This window comes from Cypionkella sinensis, from assembly GCF_042646385.1.
Classification (GTDB): Bacteria; Pseudomonadota; Alphaproteobacteria; order Rhodobacterales; family Rhodobacteraceae; genus Cypionkella; species Cypionkella sinensis.
This window is the reverse complement of record NZ_JBHRTO010000001.1, coordinates 2,074,865-2,100,381: the sequence shown is the minus strand read 5'-3', so window position 1 is coordinate 2,100,381 and position 25,517 is coordinate 2,074,865. Positions and strand designations below refer to the sequence as shown.

The window sequence follows — 25,517 nt, the reverse complement described above, 5'->3', positions numbered from 1 at the left end:
GGATGACCCCGATCGTGCTGGCATACTCAGGTTGCGATTTTGCGGGTGCCCGTTTGGGGAGCCGGGGCAATGGCAGAGTTTCAGCCTCTCAATCAGGTGCGCACCTTGGCTGCGGACAATTCCGGCGTCAGCTACTTTGCGTCTCAGGTGGTGTCATTGCTGGCCGACCGCAACGTGAAAACGGCGGCCGAGCCGCGCGAGCAGTTGATTGCCGGGTTGATTGCGGCGTCGTTGTCGGGCACCAAAGCCGCGTTTTCGGGGCTGCTGACGGAAGTGAAGCGGTCGCGGATCAGTCTTGCGGCGCTGTCGGATATCTATATCCCGATTGCGGCGCGCAGGATGGGGCAATCTTGGCTGGACGACGAGTTGTCATGGGTCGATGTGACCGTAGGGGTTGGCCGGATGCAAAGCCTGCTGCGCGAGATCGGCACGGCTTGGGTGGCGGATCAGGCGGGCGATGCGGGGCAAGGCACGGTGATGATGATCGTGCCGGACCGCGAGCAGCACACTCTGGGGCCGATGGTGGCAACGGGGCAATTGCGGCGGTATGGGGTTTCGGTGTGCCTCAGAATTGCGCCAAGTTTCGAAGAGTTGCGAAGTTTGTTGGCGACGCGGCACTTCGATGGGGTGATGATTTCGGTTGCCACCAAAGAAAAGCTCGAATCCGTCACAAAGACGGTGCATTTTTTGAAGACCATCATGAGCAGTCCGATCCCGACGGTTGTCGGTGGGGCCGTTATGTCAAGAGTGGAGGATCCGGCTACATGCACTGGGGCTGATTTTTCCTCGAATGACATTGGTGCTGCGCTGGAGGTCATGGGCCTTAAGTTCGACGCCTTTTGCGCGCTGAAGCGCGCTTAACATACCGTGGTCCCGGTCGGACGGGTGGGCGGCAAAAATGGCGAAACGCTGTGAATACTGACACGAAACACTTTCTGACGGGCATGACGATGCCGCTGATTGATCCAGAGATGCTCTCTGAGATCGTCTCGACCGCTGCGGACATTTCCTTGTTGATTTCGGGTGAAGCACGCGTCGTCGCTGTTATGGTCAATCCGGGCCATTTGGCCTTTGGCCGGCTGGACAGTTGGGTGGGCAAGCCGGTTTCGGAAATCGTTACCGATGAAAGTTATGAAAAGCTGGTCAAGCGGCTGGCGGTGATCAGCAAGCAGGGGTCGCGCGCGCTGGCGGTTGAGGTCAATCACATTGACCAATCGCTGTGGGAGTTTCCCGTGCGTTATTCGATGCACAACATCGGCAAGGACAAGACCATCCTGATGATGGGGCGGGACATGCGCCCGGTGGCCGAGATGCAGCAGCAACTGGTGATGGCCCAGTTTGCGCTGGAACGCGATTACGAAACCCAGCGTGAGATGGACACGCGCTATCGCGTGCTGATGGAGGCCACGCGCGATGCGGTGGTGTTGGTCGCGATGAATTCGGGCCGGATTTCGGATCTGAACGCGGCGGCGGCGTTGATGCTGGGCGGGTCGCGGCAGGATCTGGTGGGCGCGGCCATTGCGCAGGAATTTGAAGGGCGCAGGCGTGGCGAGTTTCTGGAGAGCCTGTCCAACATCGCCTCGGCCGATGCGGTCAGCCCGGTAGAGCTGGTGGCGCGGCGGTCGCAGCGCAAGGTTCGGGTGATCCCCAAGCTGTTTCGCGCGGCGGGTGAGCGTCTGATGCTGTGCCGCATTGAAGCGCCCGATCAGGCCACTGCGCCCGGCAGTGAAGCCAATGAGAACCTTGAGCGGCTGTTCCACGAGGGCGTGGATGGCATGGTGTTTCTGGATCAGGACGGGGTTATCACCGCCGCCAATGACGCGTTTCTGAAGATGGCCGACAGCACGCATCTGGCCAGCGTGCGCGGGCGGTCGATGGGCGATTTTCTGGCGCGGGGTGGCGTTGATCTGCGGGTGCTGCTGGATAATGCGCGGCGGGCGCGGCAGTTGCGGATGTATGCCACGCGGATTTTGAGCGAGTTCAAGGGCGAAATTGCGGTCGAGATTTCGGCCACCTTCCTGAGTGACCGGCCACATTCCGGCTTTGGCCTGATCATCCGTGATGCCAGCCGCGCCGAAATGCTGCGCAAGCCAGGTTCGACGGCGGGCGAGGATGGCATGCGTTCGGTGATGGAGTTGGTGGGGTCTTCGACGCTGAAAGACATCGTCAGCGAGACCACCGATGTGGTCGAAAAGATGTGCATTCAGACCGCGGTGGACCTGACCCGCAACAACCGTGTCGCCGCTGCCGAGATGCTGGGGCTGTCGCGGCAATCCCTGTATGTCAAGCTGCGCAAGTTCGGCTTGCTGAGCAAAGACGACGAATAGCCGGGGCTGATTGCGCCTGTCTGGCCGGGTTGCGCGCTTTCCCATCTGGGAATGACTTGTGCTTTCATGCAGATTTAGGGTGCATTTCCACAATATGTTGTGGTTTGCGCCTTTTTCCTGCTGAAAACCCGAAGCAGGCGGGCGGCCAGAGGCCTGCAAAGACTTTGCGCTTGATCGACTCGCGGTTGTCATGTTTAGTTGACACATGAGTGTATCAGATAACGTACATAGCCCCACCCATCCGCAGCCCAAAGCCGTTTTGGAGCTGATCAAGCCCATTACCTGGTTTCCACCGATGTGGGCCTATCTGTGCGGCATCATCTCGGCGGGCGTGTCGCCGTGGTCGTCGTGGCCGTTGGTGATTTTGGGCGTGGTGTTGGCCGGGCCGGTGGTGTGCGGCATGTCTCAGGCGGCTAATGACTGGTGCGACCGGCATGTGGATGCGGTGAACGAGCCGCATCGCCCGATCCCGTCGGGGCGGATTCCGGGGCGGTGGGGGTTGTGGATTGCGCTGGCGATGTCGGTGCTGTCGCTGGCCTTGGGCTGGCTGCTGGGGCCGTGGGGGTTTGCCGCGACGGTGGTGGGCGTGCTGGCGGCCTGGGCCTATTCGGCGGAGCCGGTGCGGCTGAAGCGGTCGGGCTGGTGGGGGCCGGGGCTGGTGGGCCTGTGCTATGAGGGGCTGCCGTGGTTCACCGGGGCGGCTGTGCTGTCGCAGGGTTTGCCAAGTTTCCCGGTTGTCACCATGGCGCTGCTTTATGCGTTTGGCGCGCATGGCATTATGACATTGAATGATTTCAAGGCACTGGAGGGGGATCGTCAGCATGGCGTGCGGTCTTTGCCGGTGACGCTGGGGCCAGAGGTGGCGGCGCGGGTGGCCTGCACGGTGATGGGCTTGGCGCAGGCTTTGGTGGTGGCACTTCTGTTCATCTGGGGCAGGCCGTGGCACGCGCTGGCGGTGCTGGCGCTGCTTTGCGCCCAAGTGTGGGCGATGAAAACGCTATTGGCTGACCCCAAGGGGAAGGCGCCTTGGTATAACGCCACGGGCATCGCGATGTATGTCAGCGGCATGATGATCACCGCTTTTGCCATCCGCACGTTGGAGGTTGCACAATGACGCATCTGTCGTGGTTTTCCATCGTGCGGCTGGGGTTGGTGCAGCTGTGTCTGGGCGCGATTGTGGTGCTGACGACATCGACGCTCAATCGGTTGATGGTGGTTGAGGCGGCGCTGCCCGCGCTGCTGCCGGGGCTGTTGGTGGCGCTGCATTACGGCGTGCAGATCACGCGACCGAACTGGGGGTTTCGGTCGGATTCTGGTGGCAATCGCACGCGGTTTATCGTGCTGGGGATGCTGGCGCTGGCCTTGGGCGGGTTTCTGGCGGCGCTTGGGTTTGTGGTGATGGTGGGGGCCTATTGGCCGGGGCTGGCGATTTCGGTGCTGGCTTACGGCCTGATTGGCGTGGGGGTGGGGGCGTCTGGCACCTCGCTGCTGGCGCTGTTGGCGCAGGCGACGCATCCGCGGCGCAGGGCGGCGGCGGCGACGATCACCTGGCTGATGATGATTTTCGGGATTGCGGTGACGGCGACGGTGGTGGGCAAGCTGCTGGACCCTTACACGCCCGCGCGGCTGTTGGAACTGGTGGGTGCTGTGGGCGTGATCGCGGTGGCGGTGACGGTGGCGGCGATCTGGGGGATTGAGGCGCGGCATGGCGGCGTGGCGATGCCCGAAGCGCGGCAGGCGTTCCGCGAGGGCATTGCCGAGATCTGGGCCGAGCCGCGGGCGCGGCATTTCACGCTGTTCATCTTTCTGTCGATGACCGCCTATTTCATGCAGGAATTGATCCTGGAGCCTTATGCCGGGCTGGCGTTTGGGTTCACGCCGGGCCAGTCGACGCAGCTTTCGGGCGCGCAGAATGGCGGCGTGTTCATCGGGATGCTGACGGTGGGGATTGCGGCGACGGGCTTGCGGATCGGCTCCTTGCGGGCTTGGGTGATGCTGGGCTGTGCGGGGTCGGGGCTGGCGCTGGTGGTGCTGGCGCTGGCGGGGCAGATGGCGGGGGGTGGGGCGGTTATTCTGCCTGCCACCATGGCGCTTGGCCTCTTCAACGGCGTGTTCGCGGTGGCGGCGATTGGGTCGATGATGGCGCTGGCGGGCGAGGGGCGCGGCGCGCGGGAAGGCACGCGGATGGGGCTTTGGGGCGCTTCGCAGGCGATTGCCGCCGGGTTTGGCGGGCTGATCGGGGCGGGGGCGGTCGATCTGGCGCGGCAGTTCACCGATACGGCCAGCGCGTTTGGGCTGGTGTTTGCAGCCGAGGCGGCGCTGTTCGCGGCGGCCTGCTGGATGGCGGCGCGGATCATCGACACACAGCGGCAGCCCGGTTTGGGCCATATGGTTGCAGGAGAATAGCATGGCCTATGATGTCATCGTGATCGGCGGCGGGCCTTCGGGGGCGACGGCGGCGAATGATCTGGCGCGGGCGGGCTGCGATGTGGCCTTTCTCGACAGGGCGGGGCGGATCAAGCCTTGTGGCGGGGCGATTCCGCCGCGGTTGATCGCGGATTTCTCGATCCCGGCGGATCAGTTGGTGGCGCATATCCAGACGGCACGGATGATCTCGCCCACGCAGCGCGCGGTGGATATTCCGATTGAGAACGGCTTTGTCGGCATGGTCGACCGCGAGCATTTTGACGAGTTTCTGCGGCTGCGGGCGGTAGAGAATGGCGCCACGCGGCTGACCGGCACCTATCTGCGGCTGGAGCGGGACGCGGATGGCACGCATGTGGTTTACCGCGACAAGGCGACGGGGGCCGAGATGCGGCTGGCCACGCGGTTGGTGATCGGCGCGGATGGGGCGCGGTCAAACGTTGCCAAAACCGAAGTGCCGGGGGGGGATAAGATCCCCTATGTCATTGCGTATCATGAGATTATCAAGGCTCCGGCTGCGAGCAATTCTTATGATCCGGGGCGCTGCGATGTGATTTATGACGGCAAGATCAGCCCCGATTTCTACGGCTGGGTGTTTCCGCATGGTGATCAGGTCTCGGTCGGCATGGGGACCGGGATTGATGGTATTGACCTGAAACAGGCGACCGCCGATCTGCGCGTGCAGGCGGGGCTTGCGGGCTGCGAAACCATTCGCCGCGAAGGCGCGCCGATACCGCTGCGTCCGATGGATCGTTGGGACAATGGCCGCGATGTGGTGCTGGCGGGCGATGCGGCGGGGGTGGTCGCACCATCCTCGGGCGAGGGGATTTACTATGCCATGATGGGCGGCCGGGTGGCGGCGACGGCGGCGCAGGCCACGTTGGCCACAGGCCGGGCGACCAAGCTGAAACTGGCGCGCAAGCTGTTCATGAAGGAACACGGCACGGTGTTCAAAGTGCTGCGGTCGATGCAGGACGCCTATTACAAATCGGACGAGCGCCGCGAGCGTTTTGTCAGCCTGTGCCACGATGTTGATGTGCAAAAGCTGACGTTTGAGGCCTATATGAACAAGAAACTGGTATCTGCGCGGCCTTTGGCGCATATCAAGATCGGTTTCAAGAATGTGCGGCACCTGCTGGGCTTTGTCCCCCCGGAATATGTATGACTGAAGTGATCCCCGCATGGGTTAACGGCACGCTGACCCCGGTTGACAAGCTGGAGGTGCATCAACGCGGGCTGCGGCATCTGGCGGTGTCGGTGTTCGTGATGGACGGCGACAAGACGCTGCTGCAACGGCGGGCCTTGGGCAAATATCACACGCCGGGGCTGTGGACCAACACCTGCTGCACGCATCCGCGCTGGGGCGAAGATGCGATGGATTGCGCCACCCGGCGCTTGCGCGAGGAGTTGGGGATCACCGGGCTTGCGCTGCAACCCGCTGGCCATATCGAATACCGCGCCGACGTCGGTAATGGTCTGACCGAGCATGAGGTGGTGGATATTTTCGTGGCCGAGGCGGCGCAAAGCCTGCCATTGGCGTTGAACCCGGCGGAAGTGATGCAGACCCAATGGCTGCCCCGCGCGCAACTGGTGGCACAAGTCGATGCCAATCCGACGCAGTTTACGCCGTGGCTGAAGATTTACCTCGATGCCGGGGTCGCCGCGCTGAGCGCCAGTTAGGCCGGAATACCTGCCGAATGGGGCTGTGGCGCTGGCGGAATTTGGCTAAGTATTACATAATTCTCATTATCAGATTGCGCTAGGTGGTTGCTGATCGGGCGAAAAGTGTTGAATTTGCAGCGCCCCCCGCGGTAATTCGCGCGACGCCACACAGCGGCGGGCGGGACATTGCCGCGGCGATTGCGAAAACCGGGGTCAGGCCGCTGGTTTGCCAACCGAGCCTCTTTCGATCAGTTGCGCGGGCATCAGCAAGGTGCGCGGTGGGATTTCGGCACCGGCGATCTGTTCAAGCAGCATGCGGGTGGCGGCCTCTCCCATCGCCATGCGGGGTTGGGCGACGGTGGTGATACCGGGCGGCAAGAAGGCCATCCAATCCAGATCATCAAAGCCGATCATCGAAAGCTGACCGGGGATGGTCAGCCCCAGTTTGGCAATCGCGGCCATGGCACCTTCGGACATCGTGCCATCGGTGGTGAACAGCGCGGTTGGGCGATTTTCGGCGCTTAACAACGACAGGCAGGCGTGTTCGGCGGCCTGGGCGGAGTATTCCCCGGCGCGCCGCACAAGTGCGGGGTCCAGCGGCACCCGTGCCACCAGATGCGCCTGAACATAGCCCAAAAGACGCTGCCAACTGGGGTAAAGTGCAGCGCTTTCAACGGGTTCGCCAGCTTGGGCGCGGGCGATGAAACTGGCCACGCCGCCTTCGGCCTCTTCCACCAGTTCGGCAATCAGGCCGATGCGGCGATGCCCGGTCTGGATCAACCGCTGCACCGCATCACGGGCGGCAGCAACGTTGGCGGTGCCGACGCGATCAACCTCTAGCGCCTCGACCGCGCGGTCGATCAGCACAAGCGGGATGCCAGAGGCATGCAGCGCGCGCAGATGGGCGGCGTCGCGGGTGTCGCAGGGGGAAACGATCAGGCCATCGACCTGCTTTTCCACCAGCAGATCAACGGCGCGGGTCTCTTGCTGCAGATCTTCGTCGCTGTTGGTGATCAGAAGGCCGAAGCCCTCTTTCTCGGCGACATTCGAGATGCCGCGCAGCACGAAGGCGTAAAACGGGTTGCGGATATCGCCCGCCACGACGCCGATGGTGCGGGTTTTGCCGGTGATCAGGCTGCGGGCCAGCGCATTGGGGCGATAGCCCAGCTTTTCCGCCGCCTTCATCACCTGATCTTTCTTCGAGCCGCTGGTATAGCCGTAGCCGCCCAACACCCGGCCCGCCGTTGCCGTGGAAACACCGGCCAGTCGGGCCACATCCGCGATCGTCGCTTTGGGTTTGATTGCCACCTGACCTCTCACTTCGATGATGTCCGCAGACGAATCACATGGGCCGCCGCAGCCCTGCGCCTGTGCTAGCATGCTTGCCTTGCCAAGGATACGGCAGGTTTATTTCATGCAAATTCATAAGGTTGAAAATCCTGCACAGGACACTTGACGGAAGCGGTGACATTCTGTCTCATGATGCGAGAACGTTCTCATATTGTGAACCACATGGTGCCATGAAATGGCCCTACGACACGGAGGAAGACGATGTTGAAATCTGGACTCACGGGGCTGGCGGCTTGCCTGATGCTGGGCGCGTCGATGGCGGCGGCTGAGGTCATTCCGGCGCTGCATGACGCGCTGCCGCAGGCCTATAAGGACAGCGGGATCAAGGTGGCGGTGTTCAATGATTGGGCGCCGGACGAATATGTTGACGCAGATGGCACGCTGAAAGGCTGGAGCGTTGATCTGGCGCATCAGATGGAAAGCCGTCTTGGTGTGCCATTCACCTATGAGGCCACCAGCTTTGACGCGATCATCCCCGGGTTGGAGGCGAAGCGGTTTGATGCGGGCTTCTCATCTTTCGGATCGACGGCAGAGCGGCTGAAGGTTCTGGATTTCGTCGCGCAGCGCAAGATCGGCACGGCGTTTGGCTTTGCCAAGGACAGCACGCTTGCCGTCAAAGAGCCGAAAGATGCCTGCGGGCTGACGGTTGCGGTGTTGACCGGGGCCTGGGATGCGCAGCTTGTGGAAAAGCTGAACAAAGAGGTTTGCGTGGCGGGTGGGTTGGCGCCGGTGGTCATGCAGGATTACACGACACAGGCGCAGGCCGAATTGGCGGTGCGGTCGGGTCGGGCGCAGGCCACGGTCGCGGCTTCGGTGAAGCTGGCCTATATCGCGGCGCAAACCGGCGACATGAAGGTTTCCGAGCTGGTGCTGGAGCCGGTGAACAGCAACATCGGCGTGCGCAAGGATGATCCGCTGGGTCAGGTGATGACGGATGCGATTCAGTCGATGATCGACGATGGCACCTACAAGCAAATCATGGAAAAGTGGGGCATCGCAGATGGCGGGATGCTGACCAAGGCGCTGCTGATCACCGAAGCAAACCCGGATTTCTGAACATATTCTGCCGACCCGGTCCCGTCAGGGGCCGGGCCAACCGTTGGAAACACACCCATGACCCGCCCAGATCCGCATTCTGACCGTCCTTCGATCCACGACATCCGGCCGGTGCCTGCGCGCAATATCGGCCAATGGGTTGGTGGTATCGTGCTGGTGGCGCTGGGGCTGTTGTTCCTGCAGATTCTGATGACCAACGGCAATATGAAATGGCCGGTGGTTGCCCAATATATGTTTGACGCCAAGATTCTGGCTGGGCTGGGGATGACGCTGTTGCTGACGGTTCTGGCGATGGTGCTGGGGCTGGCGCTTGGCATGTGCCTTGCGATCATGCGGCTGTCGTCGGGGCGGGTTTTTCAATGGGTCAGTTGGCTGTGGATCTGGTTTTTCCGCGGCGTGCCGCCATTGGTGCAAATGATCTTCTGGTATAATCTGGCGCTGCTGCTGCCCGAGATTTCGATTGGCATTCCGTTCGGCCCAAAGCTGGTGTCGTGGAACACCAATGATCTGATCACGCCGTTCACCGCCGCCATCATGGGGTTGGCTTTCACAGAAAGCGCCTATGCGGCCGAGATGATCCGCGCCGGGATTCAGGCCGTCAACCAAGGCCAGACCGAGGCTGCGGCAACGCTTGGCATGACGCGGGTGCAGGTGCTGCGGCGGATCGTGTTGCCGCAGGCGCTGCGCATTGTCATTCCGCCGATTGGCAATGATACGATTTCCATGCTGAAATTCACCTCGCTGGTTTCGGTGCTGGCTTTGCCCGATCTGCTGTATTCGGCGCAGATGATCTATGCCCGCACCTATCAGACCATCCCGCTGCTGATCGTGGCGACGCTGTGGTATCTTGTGCTGACAACGGTGCTGACCGTGGCCGAGCATATGATTGAACATCGCCTGAAGGCTGCGCCGGGGCAAAAGACCCGTTTCTGGAATCTGCGGTTCTTTCCGCGCCCTGCTTCTCAATCTGCCGAGGTGCAATCATGATGCCGTTGCTGAAGGTCGAACAACTGCGCAAGGCGTTCGGCTCGCATGAGGTTTTGCGCGGCATCGACATGCAGGTCAATCGGGGCGATGTGACCTGTATCGTCGGGCCTTCGGGTTCGGGGAAAAGCACGCTGTTGCGCTGTCTGAACCATCTGGAAAAGCCGACGGGGGGCGCGGTGTTTCTGATGGGAGAGCCGGTGGGCCTGCGCTGGAAAGGCGCGCGTTTGCATGAGATGAGCTTTAACGAACTCGCCCGCCAGCGGCAGCGTATGGGCATGGTGTTTCAGGGCTTTCATCTGTTCCCGCACAAGACCGCGCTGGAAAATGTGATCGAGGCCCCTATCGTGGTAAAGGGCATCGCCCGCGCGCAGGCGGTGGACGAGGCGATGGCGCTGCTGGACAAGGTCGGGATGAAAGATCGGGCGCATTACTATCCGGCGCAGCTTTCGGGTGGGCAGCAACAGCGCACGGCCATTGCGCGGTCGCTTGCGATGAAGCCGGATCTGATGCTGTTTGACGAGCCGACCTCGGCCTTGGACCCCGAGTTGGTGGGTGAGGTTCTGGCCACGATGCGCCAGCTTGCACAAGAGGGCATGACCATGGTCGTGGTCACGCATGAGATGGGCTTTGCGCGTGATGTGGCCGACCATCTGATCTTTATGGATGGCGGGGTGATCGTCGAGGAAGGCACGCCTGCCGAGGTACTGAAGGCTCCGCGCCACGACCGCACGCGGGCGTTTCTGTCGCGGGTGTTGGTCGAAGGCTAAGCGCGTTCAGCCGACCGCCTGCCAAAGCGCGGCGGCGGTGAACACATCCAGATGTGCGCCGCCGTTGTTCTTGAACAGGGTGATGGCATCGGGCGAGGTGCGGCCTGTGGCTGTGCCTTGGGTCAGATCAAACAGATCGGCGCGCACATCATCCCACCCAATCACGCCGGCGGCGACGGCCTGCACCAGATCGCCGCCGCCACGCATGTTGGATTTCGCATCGGTGAACAGCTGCGCGCGGGCAAGCGCGGTATCATCGGCCTCACGCATGGTGGGAAGGTAGGCGCCGACAAGGTCAAGATGCGCGCCCGGTTTCAACAAGGCGCCTTTGACCAGTGGGCGGTCTGACATGGTGACGCAAGAGATGATATCGGCCTGCGCCACTTCGGCGTCCAGATCGGTGACTGCCAGCGCGGGAAGCCCCAGCGTGCGCAGGGTCTGCGCCACCTGTTCGGCGCGCGCTGCGGTGCGGTTCCAGATCGCGATGCGGCGCAGATCGGGGCGGATTGCCGCCATCGCCGCCGCCATATGCGGGGCCAAGGCCCCTGCCCCGAGGATCAGCAGGGTTTGCGCGTCTTGCCGCGCAAGGATGTCGGCACCCAGGGCGGAATCGGCGCAGGTCTTGCGGGCTGTCATCGCGGCACCATCGGCAACCAGACGGGGCGAGCCGGTTTGGCCATCAAACACCGCAACCAGCCCCTGAACCGAGGGTTGCGGCGGATCAAGCGCAAGGTTGCCGGGAAACACCCCCACCATCTTGACCGCGATCAGACCGCCGGGCAGCCAGCCGGGCAAGGTGACAAACTGATTGCCGCTGCCCGCAGGATCGGCCTGCACCACCACATCCGCCACTGGCACCGCGCCTTGATGTGCGGCGCGCAGGGCGTTGACCAGACCTGGCCAGGCAAGGGCGGCGTGAACGGCAGCGGCGTCGAGCAGGATCATCGTTTGGGCTTTCAGGTTTTGATGTGGAAGCTGACCAGATGGCAGGGGGTGACAAGATGCGACACCGCGATCACCCGGTTGTCGGCGTCGAAAGTGATTTTCTCGACGCGGTAGACCGGCAAGGCTGCCGAGATGCCAAAGATTTCGCGCTCGTCATGGCTGGCGAAGCCTACGTCGATCTGACGCTCGGCGCTGGCGGGCAGCACGCCTGCGGTTTCGCGCAGGGCGGTGAACAGCGATCCGCCTGCGGCCACCTTGCTGACGACACCGGGAAAGCGCGCCGCGTCGAACCACAGGGTTTCCAGCGTCATCGGCAGGCCGTCGACCTCGAGAAGCCGCAGAAAGCGGATCGGCGCGCCGGAACCCAGGCGCAGGGCGGGGCCTTGCAGGGGGGGATGATCCTCGCGGCCCAGGATGCGGTGGCCCGACCTGCGCCCCATCCCCTCGATGGTTTCGGAAAAGCCCGAGAGCGAGACCAGGGTTTGCCGCACCTTGCGCGGGGCGACGAGGGTGCCGCGGCCCTGTTGGCGGATCAGCCGCCCCTCGGCGCACAGCTCGCCTATCGCGCGGCGCAGCGTGATCCGGCTGACGCCGTGGCTGGCACAGAGGTCAGGCTCGGGCGGCAGAAAGCTGCCTTCAGACAGACGCCCGCTGTCAATCTCGGCCAGAATCCGGCGGCGGACCTGTTCGTAAAGCGGGATCAGGGCATCGGGATCTGTCATCTGGCCTCGGTCAATAGCTGAGTTTCTTCATGTATCGCCGCCCCTCTAGCATTTCATGCTGGCGCAGGTCTGCCACCTGATAGGCGAAACGCCACAAAGTGTCGAAGAAGATCAGCGGCGCAAGATTGCCCTGAAACATCGGGTCAATTCCCGTCAGATCCAGCGAGGCGGCATCCAGCACAAGGATGTTTTCCGCCGCGCCAAAGCGGTGCAGGAAGGTATCGGCGCGGTCCTCCAAGGGCCGCGTGCTGTCGCAGCCTTTCAGCAAGATAAAGGCGCGATCCTTGTCGACGACTTCGAACGGGCCGTGGAAGAATTCGTTGGCGTGAATGGCCTGGCTGTTGATCCACTGCATTTCCATCAGCACACAGATCGCAAAGGAATAGGCCGCGCCAAAGCTGGCACCGCTGGCGACGGTATAGATCACCTCTTGCTTGGCGAAACGCGGGGCGAAATCGGCAAAGCGCGGCGCGAAAGCGGTATGGGCGCGGTCAATCGCGGGCTGCAGGGCGGCAAGGCTGGACATCAGGGCTTGCGAATAATCGGTGCCTTCGGTCAGGGCCACCAAGCCCATCACCAACTGATAAATCCGCGCGTAATTGCTGTTTTTCGCATCAATCGGCACGCCGGTTGTATAGGGCGCCTCAAAGCCGATAGCGTGGTCGCAGGCCTTGCCCAGCGGTGAGCCTGTCTCTGTGGTAAGCCCCACTGTCCGCGCGCCGCGCGACCGGGCGAACTCTGCCGCGGCCAAGGTTTCCTTGGTGGTGCCGGTCATCGAACACAGGATCACAAGACTGTCCTTGCCCAACCCCTTGGGCGCGCGCGCGGTGAATTCGGCCCCGTTGAACAGATCCGAGGGTATTGCGGCATGCTGATCGAGCAAAAATTTCGCCGGATACATGATCGAGAGCGACCCGCCGCAGGCCACGAAATAGACCCGCGCAGGCGGGGTCGCCCGCAGCGCGGACAGGGCGGATTCCACATCAGGATGGAACGGGGTGGCTTGGGTCATGGCGATCTCCGAGGATAAGACGTTATATGACGTATTGTCGAGTCGCGGCGTGAGTCAAGCACGGATTGACAAGCCAAGCAAAAAAGTGCGAACGTTCTCACATCGCGTATGGAAGCAAGAGATCACAAGATGCCCATTCCCCGGATTCTGTCGTTTGGCGACAATGTGGTTGATTGCTACGAAGATCAGAAGCTGATGTATCCGGGCGGTAATTGTCTGAATCTGGCGGTTTTTGCGCATCGCTTTGGCGCTGAAACCTTTTACGGCGGTGCCGTGGCGGATGACCCGGCAGGCCGCCATATTCGCCGTGCGTTGCTGGCAGAGGGTGTTGATGTCAGCCGCTTGCGCAGTCTGCCGGGCAACACCGCCTTTTGCGTGATCGGCAGCCAAGGCGGCGACAGGGTTTTTCTGGGCGCTGATCTGGGTGTGTCCATCGTGGGGCCAGAGGCCGAGGATCTGGCGCTGATGTCAAAGGTGGATGCTGTGCACACCGGGCGATCCAGCCATATTGATGATTGGGCGCCCCATATCGCCGCCCGCAGCCGCCTTTCCTATGACTTTGCTACCGCGCATGAAATCGTCCGCCTGATGCGCGTGGCCCCGCACTGCCACCTTGCCAGCTTTTCGGGTGGAGAACTTAGCCGCGAGCAGGCGCTTGGGCTGGCCCATCGTGCGGCGGGGCTTGGCGCGCGCCATGTTCTGATCACGCGCGGTGCGAAAGGGGCCTTGCTGCTGTCTGGCAGCGAGTTGACCGAGACCCGTGCCGAAATCATCACGCCGCTTGATACGTTGGGGGCGGGCGATACGTTTATCGCGCGTGTGCTGACCGGGCTTTTGCGCGATGAACGGCCCGCCGATCTTTTGGCCGCCGCAGCCAGCGAGGCGGCGCAAACCTGTTCGTGGCACGGCGGTTTTGGCCATGCCGCCCCGATGGAGGTTGAGTTGCACCTGTCAAAATCGGTGGCCGAGATTTATCGGCTGACCAAGGCGATCCCGGCCCCTGCGCTGACCTGAGCCTGTTGCGCCGATCAGGCTCGGCACGCGTGGTGCGGCCGCGCTAGACCCCGGCCAAGGCCCGATCCAGATGCACATAGCCGCCATCGACATAAAGCCACTGGCCGGTCAGATGCAGCGCGCGTTGCGACAGGGCAAACACCGCCATGGCGGCGATTTCGCGATCTTCGGTCATGCGCTGGCCCAAGGGGATATTTGCGGTAATCTCGGCAAGTTTCTGCGCTGGGTTGTCGAAGGTCTTGATCCAGCGGTCGTACAGCGGGGTCATCACCTCGGCGGGCAGGATGGCGTTGACGCGGACCCCGTCTTTCAGGAAAGCCGCCGCCCATTCCCGTGTCAGCCCCAACTGTGCCGCTTTGGCCGCGACATAGGCCGAGGTGTTGCCCTGCCCCGTCACCGCTGTTTTGGAACTGATGTTGACGACCGCGCCCTTGGTTGCCCGCAAATCATCCTGCAACAGGTGCACCAGCGTGTAATAGTGGATCAGGTTGTTGTTCAGCGAAGCGCGAAACGCGGCGGGGCCTGCGTTCAGGTCGATGCCGTCATTGACGCCGGCGTTGTTCACCAAGCCATAGACTTGGCCAAGGGTCTTGATCTTGGCCACGGCGCCGGCAACTTCGCTATCGTCGGACAACTCGGCCTGCACGAATGTCGCGGCCTTGGCCCAATCCTCTTCAGGCTTGCGGCGGGCCAGAATAACCACGCGCGCGCCTTCTGCCAGCAGATCGCGGCTGATCGCGCCGCCAATCCCCGCCCCGCCGCCGGTGACAACAACCAGCTTGTCCTGCAACCCCAAGTCCATATCCATCTCCTGTGAAAAAAGACCGGCCCCCACGGGGGACCGGCCAGATGCCTGATCCTTGGGAGGGCTCAGTCGTAAAGCACTGCGGCGATTTCCGGGCTGTCCATGTTGGACTTGTCCCACCACGCGAAGCCCGAGTCGATGACCTTGGGCAGGCTTTCGCCCTTCACGGCGGCGATGGCCGCCTTGACGGTTTCATAGCCCATGCCGACCGGGCTTTGGGTGATGGCACCGGCCATGATGCCGTCGGTGACGGCGGCTTTCTGGGCAGCGCCCGAGTCGTAGCCGATGACGATGACGCCCTTGGTGCCGGTTTCCTTGATCGCGTTGACCACGCCGATCGCCGAGCCTTCGTTTGCACCGAAGAAGCCCTTCAGATCGGGGTTGGCGGCGAGGATCGCCTTGGCAATCTCGGTCGAGGCCAACTGGTCGCCGCCGCCATACTGGATGTCGACGATCTCGATGTTCGGATATTTGGCCTTGACCTGATTGACGAAGCCGTCGCGACGGTCGATCCCGGTGCGCGAGGTTTGGTCATGGACCACAAGTGCCACCTTGCCTGCACCGCCGATCAGTTCGCTCATCTTGTCGGCGGCAAGGCCTGCGGCGGCGACGTTGTCGGTGGTCACGGTGGTCACGGGGATGTCGCTGTCAACGCCCGAGTCAAAGGCCACAACCGGGATATTGGCGGCTTGCGCCTGTTTCAGCAGCGGAATGGCGGCTTGGGTGTCGAGCGCCGCAAAGCCAAGGGCCTTGGGGTTTTTGGCCAATGCGGCGGCAAGCATGTCGATCTGCTTGTCGACCATGGTTTCATTGTCCGGGCCCTCAAAGGTGACATCCACCCCGAATTCCGCTGCAGCCTTGTCGGCCCCGGCCTTTACGGCCTGCCAGAATTGGTGCTGGAAGCCCTTGGACACCAGGGGGATATACATTTTCTCATCGCCCCAGGCGATGGTGACTGACCCGAGGAAGGTCGAAGCCCCCATCGAGGCCAGCAGGGTGCGTCTGTTCAGCATGGTCTTCTCCTCCGTGACCGGCACCGCGCCGGATTTTTGGTTGCAAAGTTCAGGGGCGTTGGCCGCCCTTCTTGGTCGAATGTCGTTGGGCCTCAGCCGCTGCGGGCCCGGCGCATCATGTCTGCATAGACGGCGGCGATGATGATCAGCCCCGTCACCACGGTCTGCCATTCCTGCGCCACGGACAGGATGCGCAGCCCGTTCAGCAAGACGGACATGATCAACGCGCCGATGATCGTGCCCAGAACCGAGCCTCTGCCACCCGCCAGCGAAGTGCCCCCGATCACCACGGCGGCGATGGCGTCCAGTTCGTAGCCCTGGCCAAGTGCCGGTTGCGCCGAGTTCAGTCGCGAGGCGATGATCAGCCCCGCCAGACCGCAGATGGCACCGGCTAAGGCATAGACAGTGATCTTCCAGAAATCGGTGTTGACGCCCGACAGCCGCGCGGCTTCTTCATTGGAGCCAAGCGCGAAGGTGTAGCGCCCCAGCACGGTGCGGTTCAGCACGTATGAGGCCACCAGTGCCAGCACGAACAGGATCAGCACACCATTCGGCAACGGCAAGGCGGGAAAGATGCTGCCCACCAGCGAGCCGGTCGAAATCTCGGGGAAAGACGGCGTGTCGTTGAAATAGATCGGCTTGGTGCCCGAGATCACCAGCGACAGGCCTTTCAGGATCAGCATCATCCCCAGCGTGGCAATGAAGGGCGGAATCCGCATCTTGGCAATCAGCGTGCCCGAGACCAGACCACACAGCGCGCCTGCCCCGATGGCCCCGATGATCCCGAACGGCAACGGCAGGCCGCCCCATGTCAGCACCACCCCGGCGATGACGGCGCAGAAGGTCATCAGGGTGCCCAATGACAGGTCAATCCCGCCGGTGATGATGACGATGGTGGCCGCAATCGCCAGCACGCCGTTCACCGAGGTTGCCTGCAGGATGCCGATGACATTGGCGGTCTGCAAAAAGTTCTCAGAGGCCAGCGAGAAGAAGATGATCAGCACGATCAGACTGGCGAAGGCCAGAAGCTTTTGCTGCATGCCCGAGCGCGATTTCGTCTGGCTCATGCGGCCTCTCCTGCATTGCTGGCCTGGCGTGTGGCAAGGCCCATGATCTGTTCTTGTGTGGTTTCGGGGCCGCCGGGCAGGATGCCGGTCAACCGGCCCTCGCACATCACGGCGATGCGGTGCGACAGCCGCATGACCTCGGGCAGTTCGGATGAAATCACCAAGATCGCCTTGCCCTCTGCCGCAAGGCTTTGCAGAAGCTTGTAGATTTCAGCCTTGGCACCCACGTCGATGCCGCGGGTGGGTTCGTCGAAGATCAGGATGTCGCAGTCGCGCAGCAGCCATTTGGCCAGCACGATCTTTTGCTGGTTGCCGCCAGACAGCAGGCGCGCCTCTTGCCGCTCGGACGGGGTGCGGATGGTCAGCGCCTTGATGTAATCCCGCGCCTTGGCCGCCAACGCAGTGTCATCCACCACCCCAAACAGGCGGCGGAACAGGCGCAGGTTGGGCAAGGCGATATTGTCGCGCACATCCAGCCCCAAGGCGAGGCCCAGATGTTTGCGGTCTTCCGACAGATAGCCGATCCCGGCCTCGACGGCATCCAGCGGCGTCGTGATCTTGCACGGCTTGCCATGCACGATGATTTCGCCAGCCTCGCGCCGATCTGCGCCAAAGATCAGCCGGGCGACCTCGGTGCGGCCTGCACCCATCAGCCCGGCAAAGCCCAGGATCTCGCCACGTTTGACGCTGAAAGACACATCCTGCACGGCACGCCCGCGCCGCAGCCCCCGCACCTCTAACGCCACCGGGGCGGTTGCAAGATCGGGTATGTCGACCGACGAGCCATCCAGTTCGCGCCCCACCATCATCGAGATGATCGTGGCAATGCTTGCCTCTTTGCCAACGGTGCCCACGGTGGCCCCATCACGCATCACTGTCACGCGGTCGGCTATTCGTTTGATCTCGTCCATCTTGTGGCTGATGTAGACAACGCCGACACCTTCGGATTTCAGGCGGGCGATGATGGCGAAAAGTTCGTTCACCTCGCGGTCATTCAGCGCGGCGGTGGGTTCATCCATGATCAGGATGCGCGAGCGGAAGGACAGGGCCTTGGCGATCTCGACCATCTGCTGCTTTGCGACGGAAAGCTCCATCACCTCGGCGCGCGGGTCTATGTCGATCTTCATCGCGGCAAAGATCGCGGCGGCGTTGCGGTTCAGCGCGTCTTCGTCCAGCCGGCCAAAGCTGCGGCGCGGTTCGCGGCCGATGAAGATGTTTTGCGCCACGGTCAGATGGTTCATCAGCGCCAGTTCCTGATGGATCATGCCGATCCCCAGCCGCTGCGCGGCTGCCGGGCCGGGCAGATGCACCGCGCGGCCTTCCAGCAGAATATCTCCGGCATCGGGCTGGTAGACGCCGGACATGATCTTCATCAGCGTGGATTTGCCTGCGCCATTTTCGCCCATCAGCGCATGGACCTCGCCGGGGGTCAGATCAAAGCCCACGCCTTTCAGGGCATGCACGCCGGGAAAGCGCTTTTCGATCCCCGAAAGGCGGATGAGGTCGGTCATGGCGCGATCTCCACCACGGCTTTGATGATGCCGCCGCGGTCCGCCGCCAATTCGCCGATGCGGCGCGGCAAATCAGACAGAGGCAGGCGCGCCGAAATCAGCGCATCGCCATCCACCGCGCCCGAACGCAGCGCGGCCAGCACGGTCTGGAAATCAACCGCCAGCGCGTTGCGGCTGCCGATCAGGCGCATCTCGCGTTTGTGAAACTCGGCGTCGTTGAAGGTCAGGTCATCTTTCACCACAGACACCAGCACATAGGTGCCGCCATGGGCGACATGGGCAAAGCCTGCTTCCATCGCCTTGGGATTGCCGGTGGCATCCATCACCACGTCAAAGCCGCCAGCGGGCACCGCCCCCGGCGCGTGCAGATGCGGGAAGCCAAGGCCCGCCGCGGCCTGCAAGCGTTGCGCCGATGTGTCGACAAGATGAACTTCGGCCCCGGTTGCCCGTGCAAACAGCGCGGCTCCAATGCCAATGGGCCCCGCGCCCGTCACCAGCACGCGGTCTGCGCCTGTCATGTCAGACCGCCGCACCGCATGGGCACCAATGGCGAGAAATTCGACCAAGGCGGCGTGATGCGATGACAGGCCTTGCGCGTCGATCAGGTTTTCCGCTGGCACGGCGATCCGCGCGCAGATGCCGCCATCGCGATGCACCCCCAGCACGCCGATGTTCATGCAGGCGTTTGGCTTGCCGCGCTGGCAGGCATGGCAGGTGCCGCAGGCGATATAGGGATTCACCACCACCAACTGACCCTGTGCGAAACCATGCGCGGTTTCGGTCACGCGGCCCGACAGTTCGTGGCCGATCACACGCGGATAGGCCAGATAGGGGTGTTTGCCCTCAAAGATATGGTAGTCGGTGCCGCACAGCCCTGCCACGGCAATATCAACCAAGACCCAGCCTGCGGGTGCTTCGGTCGGCAATGGGCGTTCCTCTAGCACAAACGTGCCAGGTTCGACGCAAAGGCCTGCGTGCATCGTTGTCATGGGCTCCCCTCCCGGAGTTGGTTTTTACGATTAAAGACCGTTCGGCCCGCGAGCAACTGTTTTTAATGATTAGGTTCAAAAACAATTCAGCCGAGCGCGGCGGTAAGGCGCGGCTGGCGACCTTGCATGCCCAAGGTTTTGCCCCAGTCGAGGAAAGCCCCGATCCGCCGTTGCAGTTTTTCGGCGTGGTTCTGCGCGATGTCTGACAGGCGATGGTCCAGGAACGGGTTGGCAAAACGGTCAAGCGTTTGGGTGACATAGCCTGCGGCCAGGGTGTCGCCCGCGGCGGCAAACACCGGCAGAACCTCGTCCGCATAAAGAGATTCGAGTGCGGCGCGCCAACTGGGCATGGCCATCAACTCGCGCACATAATCCGCGCCGCCCTTGGTCAGCCATTGCGAGATCATCCAGGTGTGGCCTAGGTTCAGGATGTAAAGCTTGCGCCGCTCGATCGGGCCAAGATCGGGCACGACCTTCACCGCCGGATGGCGCACGGGGGTGATCAGGCCGGGGCAATCCTGAATGGCCCACAATGCATAGGGTTCAGCGACCGCACCCGCAGGCTCGATTGGCGCGGACACGATGCGGTCGACCAGCGAATTCACAAAGGTCACGTCAGAGGCGACCCATGCCGCAAAGCTGGCATCGTTGGCCAGTTCCAGCACGCGGGCGCGCAAGGCGTTGCCGTTCTGGGCGATAAGTTCGGTGGGCATGACTTGCACAGGCGCGCCGCCTTGGCGATGCCGCGCCTGCAGCAGATGCGTCAGTTTCGCAGGCCAGGACATGGATTGATCAAACCTGTCGGCCCCGTCGCTGGGCATCGGCACCAGACCCTTTTCCGAGGTGTTGGACAGGATGATCTGCGCCTCTGCGCCGATGCGACAAATCTCGTCCCAGTCTGTCGCGGTGCTAAGGGTGCGGGCGACCGATGTCACCCGTTGACTGCGCTGCACGCGCTGGCCATGCTCGATTCCTTCGATACGCACCTCATAGCCGTCCGGAGCCGCCAGTGCCGCAAGTCGCGCCGCCCGCCCCGCATCCCCCGAGGATTGCACCACGGTGACACGGCCCAAGGCATCTTCGCCCTCGGACAGGAACAGGTCTGCGTGGGCTTGCAAGAACCGGCTGGTGCCAAATTGCAGGATCGGGGTGGTTGACATGGGGCGCCTCCTGCTATCAGTCTTTTATGATAGAATACACAGTGTCAAGGGAGGTTGTTCTGCAGATCATTTGTGCCGGAGAAGCCATGGCCGAGTTGCGCCAGTCGCCTGCGGGCTTTGCGCTGGGATTTGCGGGCGACAGTTTTAACACCGCCGTCTATTTGCGGCGGCTGGGGGCCAAGGTTGATTATCTGACGCGGGTGGGCATGGACCCGCTGTCAAACGGCTTTTTGGCGGCAGCCGAGGCCGAGGGGGTGGGCACGCGCGCGATCCGGCGTGAGACGGGGCGCAACCTTGGGATTTATGCCGTGGCGACGGATGCGAAGGGCGAGCGGTCGTTCTCATACTGGCGCGCACAATCGGCGGCGCGGCTGATGTTTCAGGATGCCGCCGATCTGGATGCGTTGGAAGCGGCGGATGTGTTGGTGATCAGCGGGATATCGCTGGCCATTCTGGCCCCCTTTGCGCGTGAGGCTCTGCTGGGCCGGATCGCCGCGCTGCGGCCAAAGCTGCGGCTTGCCTTTGACAGCAACTTCCGCCCCGCACTGTGGGAAGATGCCCAGACCGCCCGGCAGGTGATGCGCAGGGCTTGGGCGCTGACAGATTTCGCCTTGCCCTCTGTGGATGATGAACAGGCGTTGTGGGGTGACACCGATGCGGCCGAGGTGGTTGCAAGATTGCGCGGGTGGGGTCTTGCTGACGGCGCTCTGAAATGCGGTGCCCATGGTGTGCTGCCGCTTGATCCCAGTCTGCCCACGCCACGCCTTCCACCCGCGCGCAAGGTGGTGGATACCACCGCCGCAGGCGACAGCTTTAACGCGGGATGGCTTTCGGCCCGACTGGCTGGGCGCAACTCCGCGATTGCCGAGGGGCATGCGCTGGCTTGTCACGTGATCGGCCAGCCCGGTGCGATTGTGGATATGGCGGGGTTTCAGCCCACCTTTTGATCGCGAAGTGATTGCAGAAGCGTCAATTTCGCGGTCTTGAGATGATCCTCGCAGGCAGCCAAAGCGCCTGCCCTGTCGCGTGCCTTCAATGCGCGGATCAGGTCGAGATGTTCGGAAATCGCGGCGGCGTTGCGGCTGCGTTCATTGGTTTTATCCCACTGAAAATGATAGTGGAAAATCAACGAGATCAGCTTGCGGAATTCCGCCGCAAAACGGTTGTTGACCGTCGCGCCAAGCGCGGAATGAAACGCCTCGTCCAGCAGCGAAAAGTCGTGAAACCGCCGGTCAATCTCGGCCGCAAGGCTTAGGTGGCGCGCTTCAAGATCATCCAGTTCGGCCCAGATCGGATGGCTGTCGGGCAGCCCTGCGACATGCGACACCGCGTTCATTTCCAGCATCAGGCGAAAATCTGACAGTTCCACCGCAAAGTCACGGGTAAAGCCCAAAAGCTCCCACCCGCTGCGCATCCGCCGCCGCACCAGACCAAACCGGCTGAGCGAGGCCAGAAATTCCTGTAGCGCATGCGGGGTGACGCCAAAGCGGCGCGAGAGTTCGGCGGCATTCAGCGCGGTGCCCGGTGGCACGTCAAACCGCAGAATCCAGTCCAGAAACTGCCGCTCCAGATCAAGTGCCGATACCGCCGTTGCCTGCGCCTGTAGCCGATCATCCGGGCCGGAATGCCGCAAAACGCGCTTGTCGCGCCCGCTCCAGGCGATCAGACCCTCGGCCTGAAGCCGTTCCAGTGCCGCGCGCACCACGGTTCGGCTGACCTCAAGCCGCGCCGCAAGCGCCAGTTCTGACGGCAAGGCACCGCCCGGACCCAGCGCGTCGCACACTTCCAGAAGCTGATTGAACGCCTCTCGAAATCGCTCGTCCGTCCGCGCCATCGCCCCTCCTGCATTTCTTGCGCCATATCACCGCGCGAAAGCGGAAAGCGCAAGGCACAGATCGGATGACCGCAGCGGCAGCTAAGGCTTGATCAGGGGCCGCGTCACTTTGGGCAGGCCGAGCCGGTGTCGATCCAGGCGCGGGTCAAGGCGGCGAATTCGGCCTGACTGCCGGGGGCGGGCGTGCGGCCTTCGCCGGGCTCCCAGCCCCAGCCGACCAGCCCATCGGTGGCGTTGTGCTTATACAACGCCTCAAGATCGCGATTGCCGTTGCGTTCGGGGTCTTTCAACTGCGTGCAGATCTCTGACAGGCTTAGCCCCTGCCAACCCATCGACAGCGGCGCGAGCATCCACGGATCATGGCCGGGAATACTGCCGGGCGCGGTGGCAAAGTTCACATTCTCGCTGCCATGACAGGTGCTGCAATTCATGCCGGGGGCGCCGAAATCAGCCTCGCCGCGCACCACGGGCGGCATATGCTTGTGCATGTCGTCGCCCTGTGTCGGCCCGCCAGTGACGGGGTGGCAATTCAGACAGCGCGGGCTTTGCAGCACCTTGCCCATTTCTTCAAACAACGCCGCCGAGCGTTCGGTTTGATCGGTGATGCCGTCAAAAGCCGAAGGCGGTTGCAGTGTTTCCTGTGCGGCGGCAGGTGCGGCCACCATCAACAAGACCGCAAGGGCGCGAAAAGAGGGTTTCATGCTGTGTCCTTTCACGCGACTGCGGCTGCAAAGGGCAGTTGATAGATGGCTTTGCCGGTCAGCGCGCGCCAAGCGTTCGCCAAGGCCGGTGCCAGCGGCGGCACGCCGGGTTCGCCCACGCCGGTCGGGTCGGCGGTGCTGGCGATGACCTCGACCTGCACGGCGGGCATCTCGTGAATGCGCAGCATCCGGTAGCTGTCGAAGTTGCCCTGTGCCACGGTGCCGCCGGGTTCCAGCGTGATCTCGTTGAACAAGGCGGTGCCAAGGGCATAGCCGATGCCACCCTCCATCTGCGCGCGGATGATGTTGGGGTTCACCGCCACGCCGCAATCAACCGCGCACCAGACGCGGGTGACTTTGGGAAAGCCGTTCTGATCCTCGACCTCGACGATTTCCGCCACATAGGTGCCAAAGCTTTTCGCCATCGCGATGCCATAGCCCTTGCCGTTGGCGGTGCGGCCCGTCCAACCGGCCAGTTTTGCCACCGCTTCGATGACGCCGCGCTCGCGGGTTGCTTCGGGGGTCAGCAGATCAAGCCGGCCTTGCACCGGGTCTTTTCCGGCTTTTTCAAGCAGTTCGTCCAGAAACACCTCAACCGCATAGGCGGTGTGGGTGTGGCCGACCGAACGCCACCACAGCACCGGCACAGGGCTTTGCGCCTGCGCCCAGCCGATCCGGTGTGCGCCAACCTTGTAAGGCAGCGCATAGGCGCCTTCATAAGACGTGCTGTCCATGCCGTCTTTCATCATCATGGCCATCGGAGTGCCTGCCATGATCGACTGGTTGGCGATGGTGTTTTCCCAACCAACCAAAGCCCCGTCTGCGTCCAGCCCAGCCTTCATGCGGTGGACGGTGATTGGGCGATAATAGCCGCCGCGCAGATCGTCTTCGCGCGTCCAGACCAGTTTGAAACAGCCATCCCGACCCGCAGCCTTGGCGACTTCCGCAACCTCTGCCGCCAGATGGGCAGAGCCTTGCGCGCGGCGGCCAAACGATCCGCCTGCCAGCAGCACGTTGATCGACACATCCTCCGGCTTTATGCCCAAGGCCGCAGCGGCGGTCGGCTTGTCGAAGGTTGGAAACTGGCTGCCGAACCACATCTCGGCCTTGCCTGCCTTGACCTCGATCACCGCATCCAGCGGCTCCATCGGGGCGTGGGCGAGGTAGGGAAAGCGGAACTCGGCCTCGTGCAACGTGGCGGCGGCGGAAAGGGCCGCCAGATCGCCGCTTTGTTCCACGACGCGACCGCCGGTCTTGGCCTCGGTCGACAGCATGTCATAAAGCTCGGCCGAGCTGCGGGTTTCGGCTTTGCTGTCATCCCAGGTGATGCTTAGGGCATCGCGGCCCTTCATCGCAGCAAAGGTGCTGGTGGCATAAACCGCAACGCCGCTGGAAATCTGCCGCACCATTTCCACGCCCGGAACCGCCAGCGCGGCCTTGTCGTCAAGGCTGGCCACGGTCGCGCCGAATTTCGGCGGATGCGCCACCAGCACCGTCAACATGCCGTCGCGGTAGACATCCATGGTGAACTGCGCCGTGCCGTTGGATTTGGCGGCGGTATCCAGACGCGGGCGGTCAGTGCCGATCAGCGTGAAGGCCGAGGGATCTTTCACCGGCGGATCGGCGGGCATCTCCATCGTGGCGGCGGCTTGCGACAGCGCGCCAAAGCCCGAGGATTTGCCGCTGGCCGCATGCGCAATCACACCCTTTGACACGGTGATTTCGCCCGCAGGCACGCCCCATTCGGCGGCTGCGGCGGCGACCAGCATCGCCCGCGCGGTGGCTCCCGCCTTCCGCATCTGCATATAGCTGTTGGCCATGGCGGTGGACCCGCCGGTGCCCTGCGCGCCAAAGGCAAGATTGGCATAAAGCTTGTCATTGCCAGGTGCTGCCTCAGCGCGCATCTGGCCCCAATCGGCGTCGAGTTCTTCGGCCACCAGCGTGGAAAGCCCGGTATAGGGCCCCTGCCCCATTTCGATATGCTTGATCAGAACGGTAACAGTGTCATCCGTGCCGATGCGGATAAACGCGTTCGGCGCAAAGGGGGCGGCAGTCTCTGCCATCGCGCGACCGCGCGCCAATGGCAGCATCAGCGCCAAGGTCAGCCCCGCACCGCCTGCCAGAAAACCGCGCCGCGTCGCCGAGAAGCCATTCGATTGCTTGGTCATGGC

The 25,517-nt window shown here is 62.8% G+C and carries 24 protein-coding genes; 11 read left to right on the top strand and 13 right to left on the bottom strand.

The genetic code is table 11. The features are described from left to right. Positions 1-69 precede the first annotated feature (69 nt). From ACFOGH_RS10430 to idi, 6 genes are all read left to right on the top strand, one after another. Positions 70-861, top strand: a complete 792-nt coding sequence (locus ACFOGH_RS10430) for a hypothetical protein (RefSeq protein WP_380073011.1) — start codon at positions 70-72, stop codon at positions 859-861. Between the two features lie 83 nt (positions 862-944). Further along, positions 945-2,327 (top strand): transcriptional regulator PpsR, encoded by a 1,383-nt coding sequence (gene ppsR, locus ACFOGH_RS10425; protein WP_380073010.1) that lies wholly within the window; start codon positions 945-947, stop codon positions 2,325-2,327. A gap of 205 nt (positions 2,328-2,532) precedes the next feature. Then, positions 2,533-3,441: a chlorophyll synthase ChlG gene (gene chlG, locus ACFOGH_RS10420; protein ID WP_380073009.1), complete on the top strand. Its 909-nt coding sequence runs from the start codon at positions 2,533-2,535 to the stop codon at positions 3,439-3,441. Continuing rightward, a complete protein-coding gene (locus ACFOGH_RS10415) occupies positions 3,438-4,733 on the top strand; it encodes a BCD family MFS transporter (protein ID WP_380073008.1) in 1,296 nt (431 codons plus the stop codon). The genes chlG and ACFOGH_RS10415 overlap by 4 nt, the downstream gene beginning before the upstream one ends. 1 nt (position 4,734) lies before the next feature. Then, positions 4,735-5,916, top strand: a complete 1,182-nt coding sequence (locus tag ACFOGH_RS10410) for a geranylgeranyl diphosphate reductase (RefSeq protein ID WP_380073007.1) — start codon at positions 4,735-4,737, stop codon at positions 5,914-5,916. Further along, positions 5,913-6,431, top strand: a complete 519-nt coding sequence (idi, locus tag ACFOGH_RS10405) for an isopentenyl-diphosphate Delta-isomerase (RefSeq protein WP_380073006.1) — start codon at positions 5,913-5,915, stop codon at positions 6,429-6,431. Before ACFOGH_RS10410 ends, idi begins: the two co-directional genes overlap by 4 nt. A gap of 195 nt (positions 6,432-6,626) precedes the next feature. Here idi and ACFOGH_RS10400 read toward each other — a convergent pair whose 3' ends face one another. Beyond that, positions 6,627-7,721 (bottom strand): LacI family DNA-binding transcriptional regulator, encoded by a 1,095-nt coding sequence (locus ACFOGH_RS10400; protein WP_380073005.1) that lies wholly within the window; start codon positions 7,719-7,721, stop codon positions 6,627-6,629. A gap of 243 nt (positions 7,722-7,964) precedes the next feature. Here ACFOGH_RS10400 and ACFOGH_RS10395 point away from each other — a divergent pair, with 243 nt between their 5' ends. Genes ACFOGH_RS10395 through ACFOGH_RS10385 form a run of 3 tightly spaced genes read left to right on the top strand, consistent with a single transcriptional unit; the run spans position 7,965 to position 10,573 of the window. Further along, positions 7,965-8,819 (top strand): ABC transporter substrate-binding protein, encoded by an 855-nt coding sequence (locus ACFOGH_RS10395; protein ID WP_380073004.1) that lies wholly within the window; start codon positions 7,965-7,967, stop codon positions 8,817-8,819. A 57-nt stretch (positions 8,820-8,876) separates the two neighbouring features. Next, a complete protein-coding gene (locus ACFOGH_RS10390) occupies positions 8,877-9,806 on the top strand; it encodes an amino acid ABC transporter permease (RefSeq protein ID WP_380073003.1) in 930 nt (309 codons plus the stop codon). Beyond that, positions 9,803-10,573 carry an amino acid ABC transporter ATP-binding protein gene (locus ACFOGH_RS10385; RefSeq protein WP_380073002.1) on the top strand — a complete coding sequence of 257 codons (771 nt, stop codon included), beginning with the start codon at positions 9,803-9,805 and terminating at the stop codon, positions 10,571-10,573. Before ACFOGH_RS10390 ends, ACFOGH_RS10385 begins: the two co-directional genes overlap by 4 nt. A 6-nt stretch (positions 10,574-10,579) precedes the next feature. Here ACFOGH_RS10385 and ACFOGH_RS10380 read toward each other — a convergent pair whose 3' ends face one another. Genes ACFOGH_RS10380 through ACFOGH_RS10370 form a run of 3 tightly spaced genes read right to left on the bottom strand, consistent with a single transcriptional unit; the run spans position 10,580 to position 13,252 of the window. Then, positions 10,580-11,518: an ornithine cyclodeaminase gene (locus tag ACFOGH_RS10380; RefSeq protein ID WP_380073001.1), complete on the bottom strand. Its 939-nt coding sequence runs from the start codon at positions 11,516-11,518 to the stop codon at positions 10,580-10,582. 11 nt (positions 11,519-11,529) lie between these two features. Then, the gene (locus ACFOGH_RS10375; protein WP_380073000.1) at positions 11,530-12,240 is read right to left on the bottom strand and encodes a GntR family transcriptional regulator; all 711 of its coding nucleotides are present in this window, start codon (positions 12,238-12,240) and stop codon (positions 11,530-11,532) included. A gap of 10 nt (positions 12,241-12,250) precedes the next feature. After that, entirely contained in the window at positions 12,251-13,252 is a 1,002-nt protein-coding gene (locus ACFOGH_RS10370; protein WP_380072999.1) for an SIS domain-containing protein, read from the bottom strand. Between the two features lie 129 nt (positions 13,253-13,381). Between ACFOGH_RS10370 and ACFOGH_RS10365 the strand changes: the two genes are divergently transcribed. Then, complete coding sequence (locus tag ACFOGH_RS10365) at positions 13,382-14,266, top strand: PfkB family carbohydrate kinase (RefSeq protein ID WP_380072998.1); 885 nt, start codon at positions 13,382-13,384, stop codon at positions 14,264-14,266. A 43-nt stretch (positions 14,267-14,309) separates the two neighbouring features. On the opposite strand, the gene ACFOGH_RS10360 is transcribed toward ACFOGH_RS10365, so the two are convergent. From ACFOGH_RS10360 to ACFOGH_RS10335, 6 genes are all read right to left on the bottom strand, one after another. Beyond that, positions 14,310-15,068, bottom strand: a complete 759-nt coding sequence (locus ACFOGH_RS10360) for an SDR family oxidoreductase (RefSeq protein ID WP_380072997.1) — start codon at positions 15,066-15,068, stop codon at positions 14,310-14,312. A 68-nt stretch (positions 15,069-15,136) separates the two neighbouring features. Further along, positions 15,137-16,084: an ABC transporter substrate-binding protein gene (locus ACFOGH_RS10355; RefSeq protein ID WP_380072996.1), complete on the bottom strand. Its 948-nt coding sequence runs from the start codon at positions 16,082-16,084 to the stop codon at positions 15,137-15,139. A gap of 92 nt (positions 16,085-16,176) precedes the next feature. Continuing rightward, positions 16,177-17,151, bottom strand: coding sequence for an ABC transporter permease (locus ACFOGH_RS10350; protein WP_380072995.1), 975 nt, complete (start codon positions 17,149-17,151; stop codon positions 16,177-16,179). Continuing rightward, positions 17,148-18,662: a sugar ABC transporter ATP-binding protein gene (locus tag ACFOGH_RS10345; RefSeq protein ID WP_380072994.1), complete on the bottom strand. Its 1,515-nt coding sequence runs from the start codon at positions 18,660-18,662 to the stop codon at positions 17,148-17,150. The genes ACFOGH_RS10350 and ACFOGH_RS10345 overlap by 4 nt, the downstream gene beginning before the upstream one ends. Then, on the bottom strand, positions 18,659-19,651 hold the full coding sequence (locus ACFOGH_RS10340; protein ID WP_380072993.1) for a zinc-binding alcohol dehydrogenase family protein: 993 nt from the start codon (positions 19,649-19,651) through the stop codon (positions 18,659-18,661). The genes ACFOGH_RS10345 and ACFOGH_RS10340 overlap by 4 nt, the downstream gene beginning before the upstream one ends. An 86-nt stretch (positions 19,652-19,737) precedes the next feature. Continuing rightward, positions 19,738-20,811 carry a mannitol dehydrogenase family protein gene (locus ACFOGH_RS10335; protein WP_380072992.1) on the bottom strand — a complete coding sequence of 358 codons (1,074 nt, stop codon included), beginning with the start codon at positions 20,809-20,811 and terminating at the stop codon, positions 19,738-19,740. 86 nt (positions 20,812-20,897) lie between these two features. Between ACFOGH_RS10335 and ACFOGH_RS10330 the strand changes: the two genes are divergently transcribed. Next, the gene (locus ACFOGH_RS10330; RefSeq protein WP_380072991.1) at positions 20,898-21,758 is read left to right on the top strand and encodes a sugar kinase; all 861 of its coding nucleotides are present in this window, start codon (positions 20,898-20,900) and stop codon (positions 21,756-21,758) included. On the opposite strand, the gene ACFOGH_RS10325 is transcribed toward ACFOGH_RS10330, so the two are convergent. From ACFOGH_RS10325 to ACFOGH_RS10315, 3 genes are all read right to left on the bottom strand, one after another. Next, entirely contained in the window at positions 21,743-22,645 is a 903-nt protein-coding gene (locus ACFOGH_RS10325) for a GntR family transcriptional regulator (RefSeq protein ID WP_380072990.1), read from the bottom strand. The genes ACFOGH_RS10330 and ACFOGH_RS10325 overlap by 16 nt on opposite strands. Positions 22,646-22,749: 104 nt before the next feature. Further along, complete coding sequence (locus ACFOGH_RS10320; RefSeq protein ID WP_380072989.1) at positions 22,750-23,346, bottom strand: Isoquinoline 1-oxidoreductase subunit; 597 nt, start codon at positions 23,344-23,346, stop codon at positions 22,750-22,752. Between the two features lie 11 nt (positions 23,347-23,357). Continuing rightward, positions 23,358-25,514: a xanthine dehydrogenase family protein molybdopterin-binding subunit gene (locus ACFOGH_RS10315; RefSeq protein ID WP_380072988.1), complete on the bottom strand. Its 2,157-nt coding sequence runs from the start codon at positions 25,512-25,514 to the stop codon at positions 23,358-23,360. Positions 25,515-25,517 lie beyond the last annotated feature (3 nt).

Excerpts from the sequence above, each read along its gene's own strand:
- ACFOGH_RS10430 (WP_380073011.1), top strand. The coding sequence starts at position 70 with ATGGCAGAGTTTCAGCCTCTCAATCAGGTGCGCACCTTGGCTGCGGAC.
- ppsR (WP_380073010.1), top strand. The coding sequence starts at position 945 with ATGACGATGCCGCTGATTGATCCAGAGATGCTCTCTGAGATCGTCTCG.
- chlG (WP_380073009.1), top strand. The coding sequence starts at position 2,533 with ATGAGTGTATCAGATAACGTACATAGCCCCACCCATCCGCAGCCCAAA.
- ACFOGH_RS10415 (WP_380073008.1), top strand. The coding sequence starts at position 3,438 with ATGACGCATCTGTCGTGGTTTTCCATCGTGCGGCTGGGGTTGGTGCAG.
- ACFOGH_RS10410 (WP_380073007.1), top strand. The coding sequence starts at position 4,735 with ATGGCCTATGATGTCATCGTGATCGGCGGCGGGCCTTCGGGGGCGACG.
- idi (WP_380073006.1), top strand. The coding sequence starts at position 5,913 with ATGACTGAAGTGATCCCCGCATGGGTTAACGGCACGCTGACCCCGGTT.
- ACFOGH_RS10395 (WP_380073004.1), top strand. The coding sequence starts at position 7,965 with ATGTTGAAATCTGGACTCACGGGGCTGGCGGCTTGCCTGATGCTGGGC.
- ACFOGH_RS10390 (WP_380073003.1), top strand. The coding sequence starts at position 8,877 with ATGACCCGCCCAGATCCGCATTCTGACCGTCCTTCGATCCACGACATC.
- ACFOGH_RS10385 (WP_380073002.1), top strand. The coding sequence starts at position 9,803 with ATGATGCCGTTGCTGAAGGTCGAACAACTGCGCAAGGCGTTCGGCTCG.
- ACFOGH_RS10380 (WP_380073001.1), bottom strand. The coding sequence starts at position 11,518 with ATGATCCTGCTCGACGCCGCTGCCGTTCACGCCGCCCTTGCCTGGCCA.
- ACFOGH_RS10375 (WP_380073000.1), bottom strand. The coding sequence starts at position 12,240 with ATGACAGATCCCGATGCCCTGATCCCGCTTTACGAACAGGTCCGCCGC.
- ACFOGH_RS10370 (WP_380072999.1), bottom strand. The coding sequence starts at position 13,252 with ATGACCCAAGCCACCCCGTTCCATCCTGATGTGGAATCCGCCCTGTCC.
- ACFOGH_RS10365 (WP_380072998.1), top strand. The coding sequence starts at position 13,382 with ATGCCCATTCCCCGGATTCTGTCGTTTGGCGACAATGTGGTTGATTGC.
- ACFOGH_RS10360 (WP_380072997.1), bottom strand. The coding sequence starts at position 15,068 with ATGGACTTGGGGTTGCAGGACAAGCTGGTTGTTGTCACCGGCGGCGGG.
- ACFOGH_RS10355 (WP_380072996.1), bottom strand. The coding sequence starts at position 16,084 with ATGCTGAACAGACGCACCCTGCTGGCCTCGATGGGGGCTTCGACCTTC.
- ACFOGH_RS10350 (WP_380072995.1), bottom strand. The coding sequence starts at position 17,151 with ATGAGCCAGACGAAATCGCGCTCGGGCATGCAGCAAAAGCTTCTGGCC.
- ACFOGH_RS10345 (WP_380072994.1), bottom strand. The coding sequence starts at position 18,662 with ATGACCGACCTCATCCGCCTTTCGGGGATCGAAAAGCGCTTTCCCGGC.
- ACFOGH_RS10340 (WP_380072993.1), bottom strand. The coding sequence starts at position 19,651 with ATGACAACGATGCACGCAGGCCTTTGCGTCGAACCTGGCACGTTTGTG.
- ACFOGH_RS10335 (WP_380072992.1), bottom strand. The coding sequence starts at position 20,811 with ATGTCAACCACCCCGATCCTGCAATTTGGCACCAGCCGGTTCTTGCAA.
- ACFOGH_RS10330 (WP_380072991.1), top strand. The coding sequence starts at position 20,898 with ATGGCCGAGTTGCGCCAGTCGCCTGCGGGCTTTGCGCTGGGATTTGCG.
- ACFOGH_RS10325 (WP_380072990.1), bottom strand. The coding sequence starts at position 22,645 with ATGGCGCGGACGGACGAGCGATTTCGAGAGGCGTTCAATCAGCTTCTG.
- ACFOGH_RS10320 (WP_380072989.1), bottom strand. The coding sequence starts at position 23,346 with ATGAAACCCTCTTTTCGCGCCCTTGCGGTCTTGTTGATGGTGGCCGCA.
- ACFOGH_RS10315 (WP_380072988.1), bottom strand. The coding sequence starts at position 25,514 with ATGACCAAGCAATCGAATGGCTTCTCGGCGACGCGGCGCGGTTTTCTG.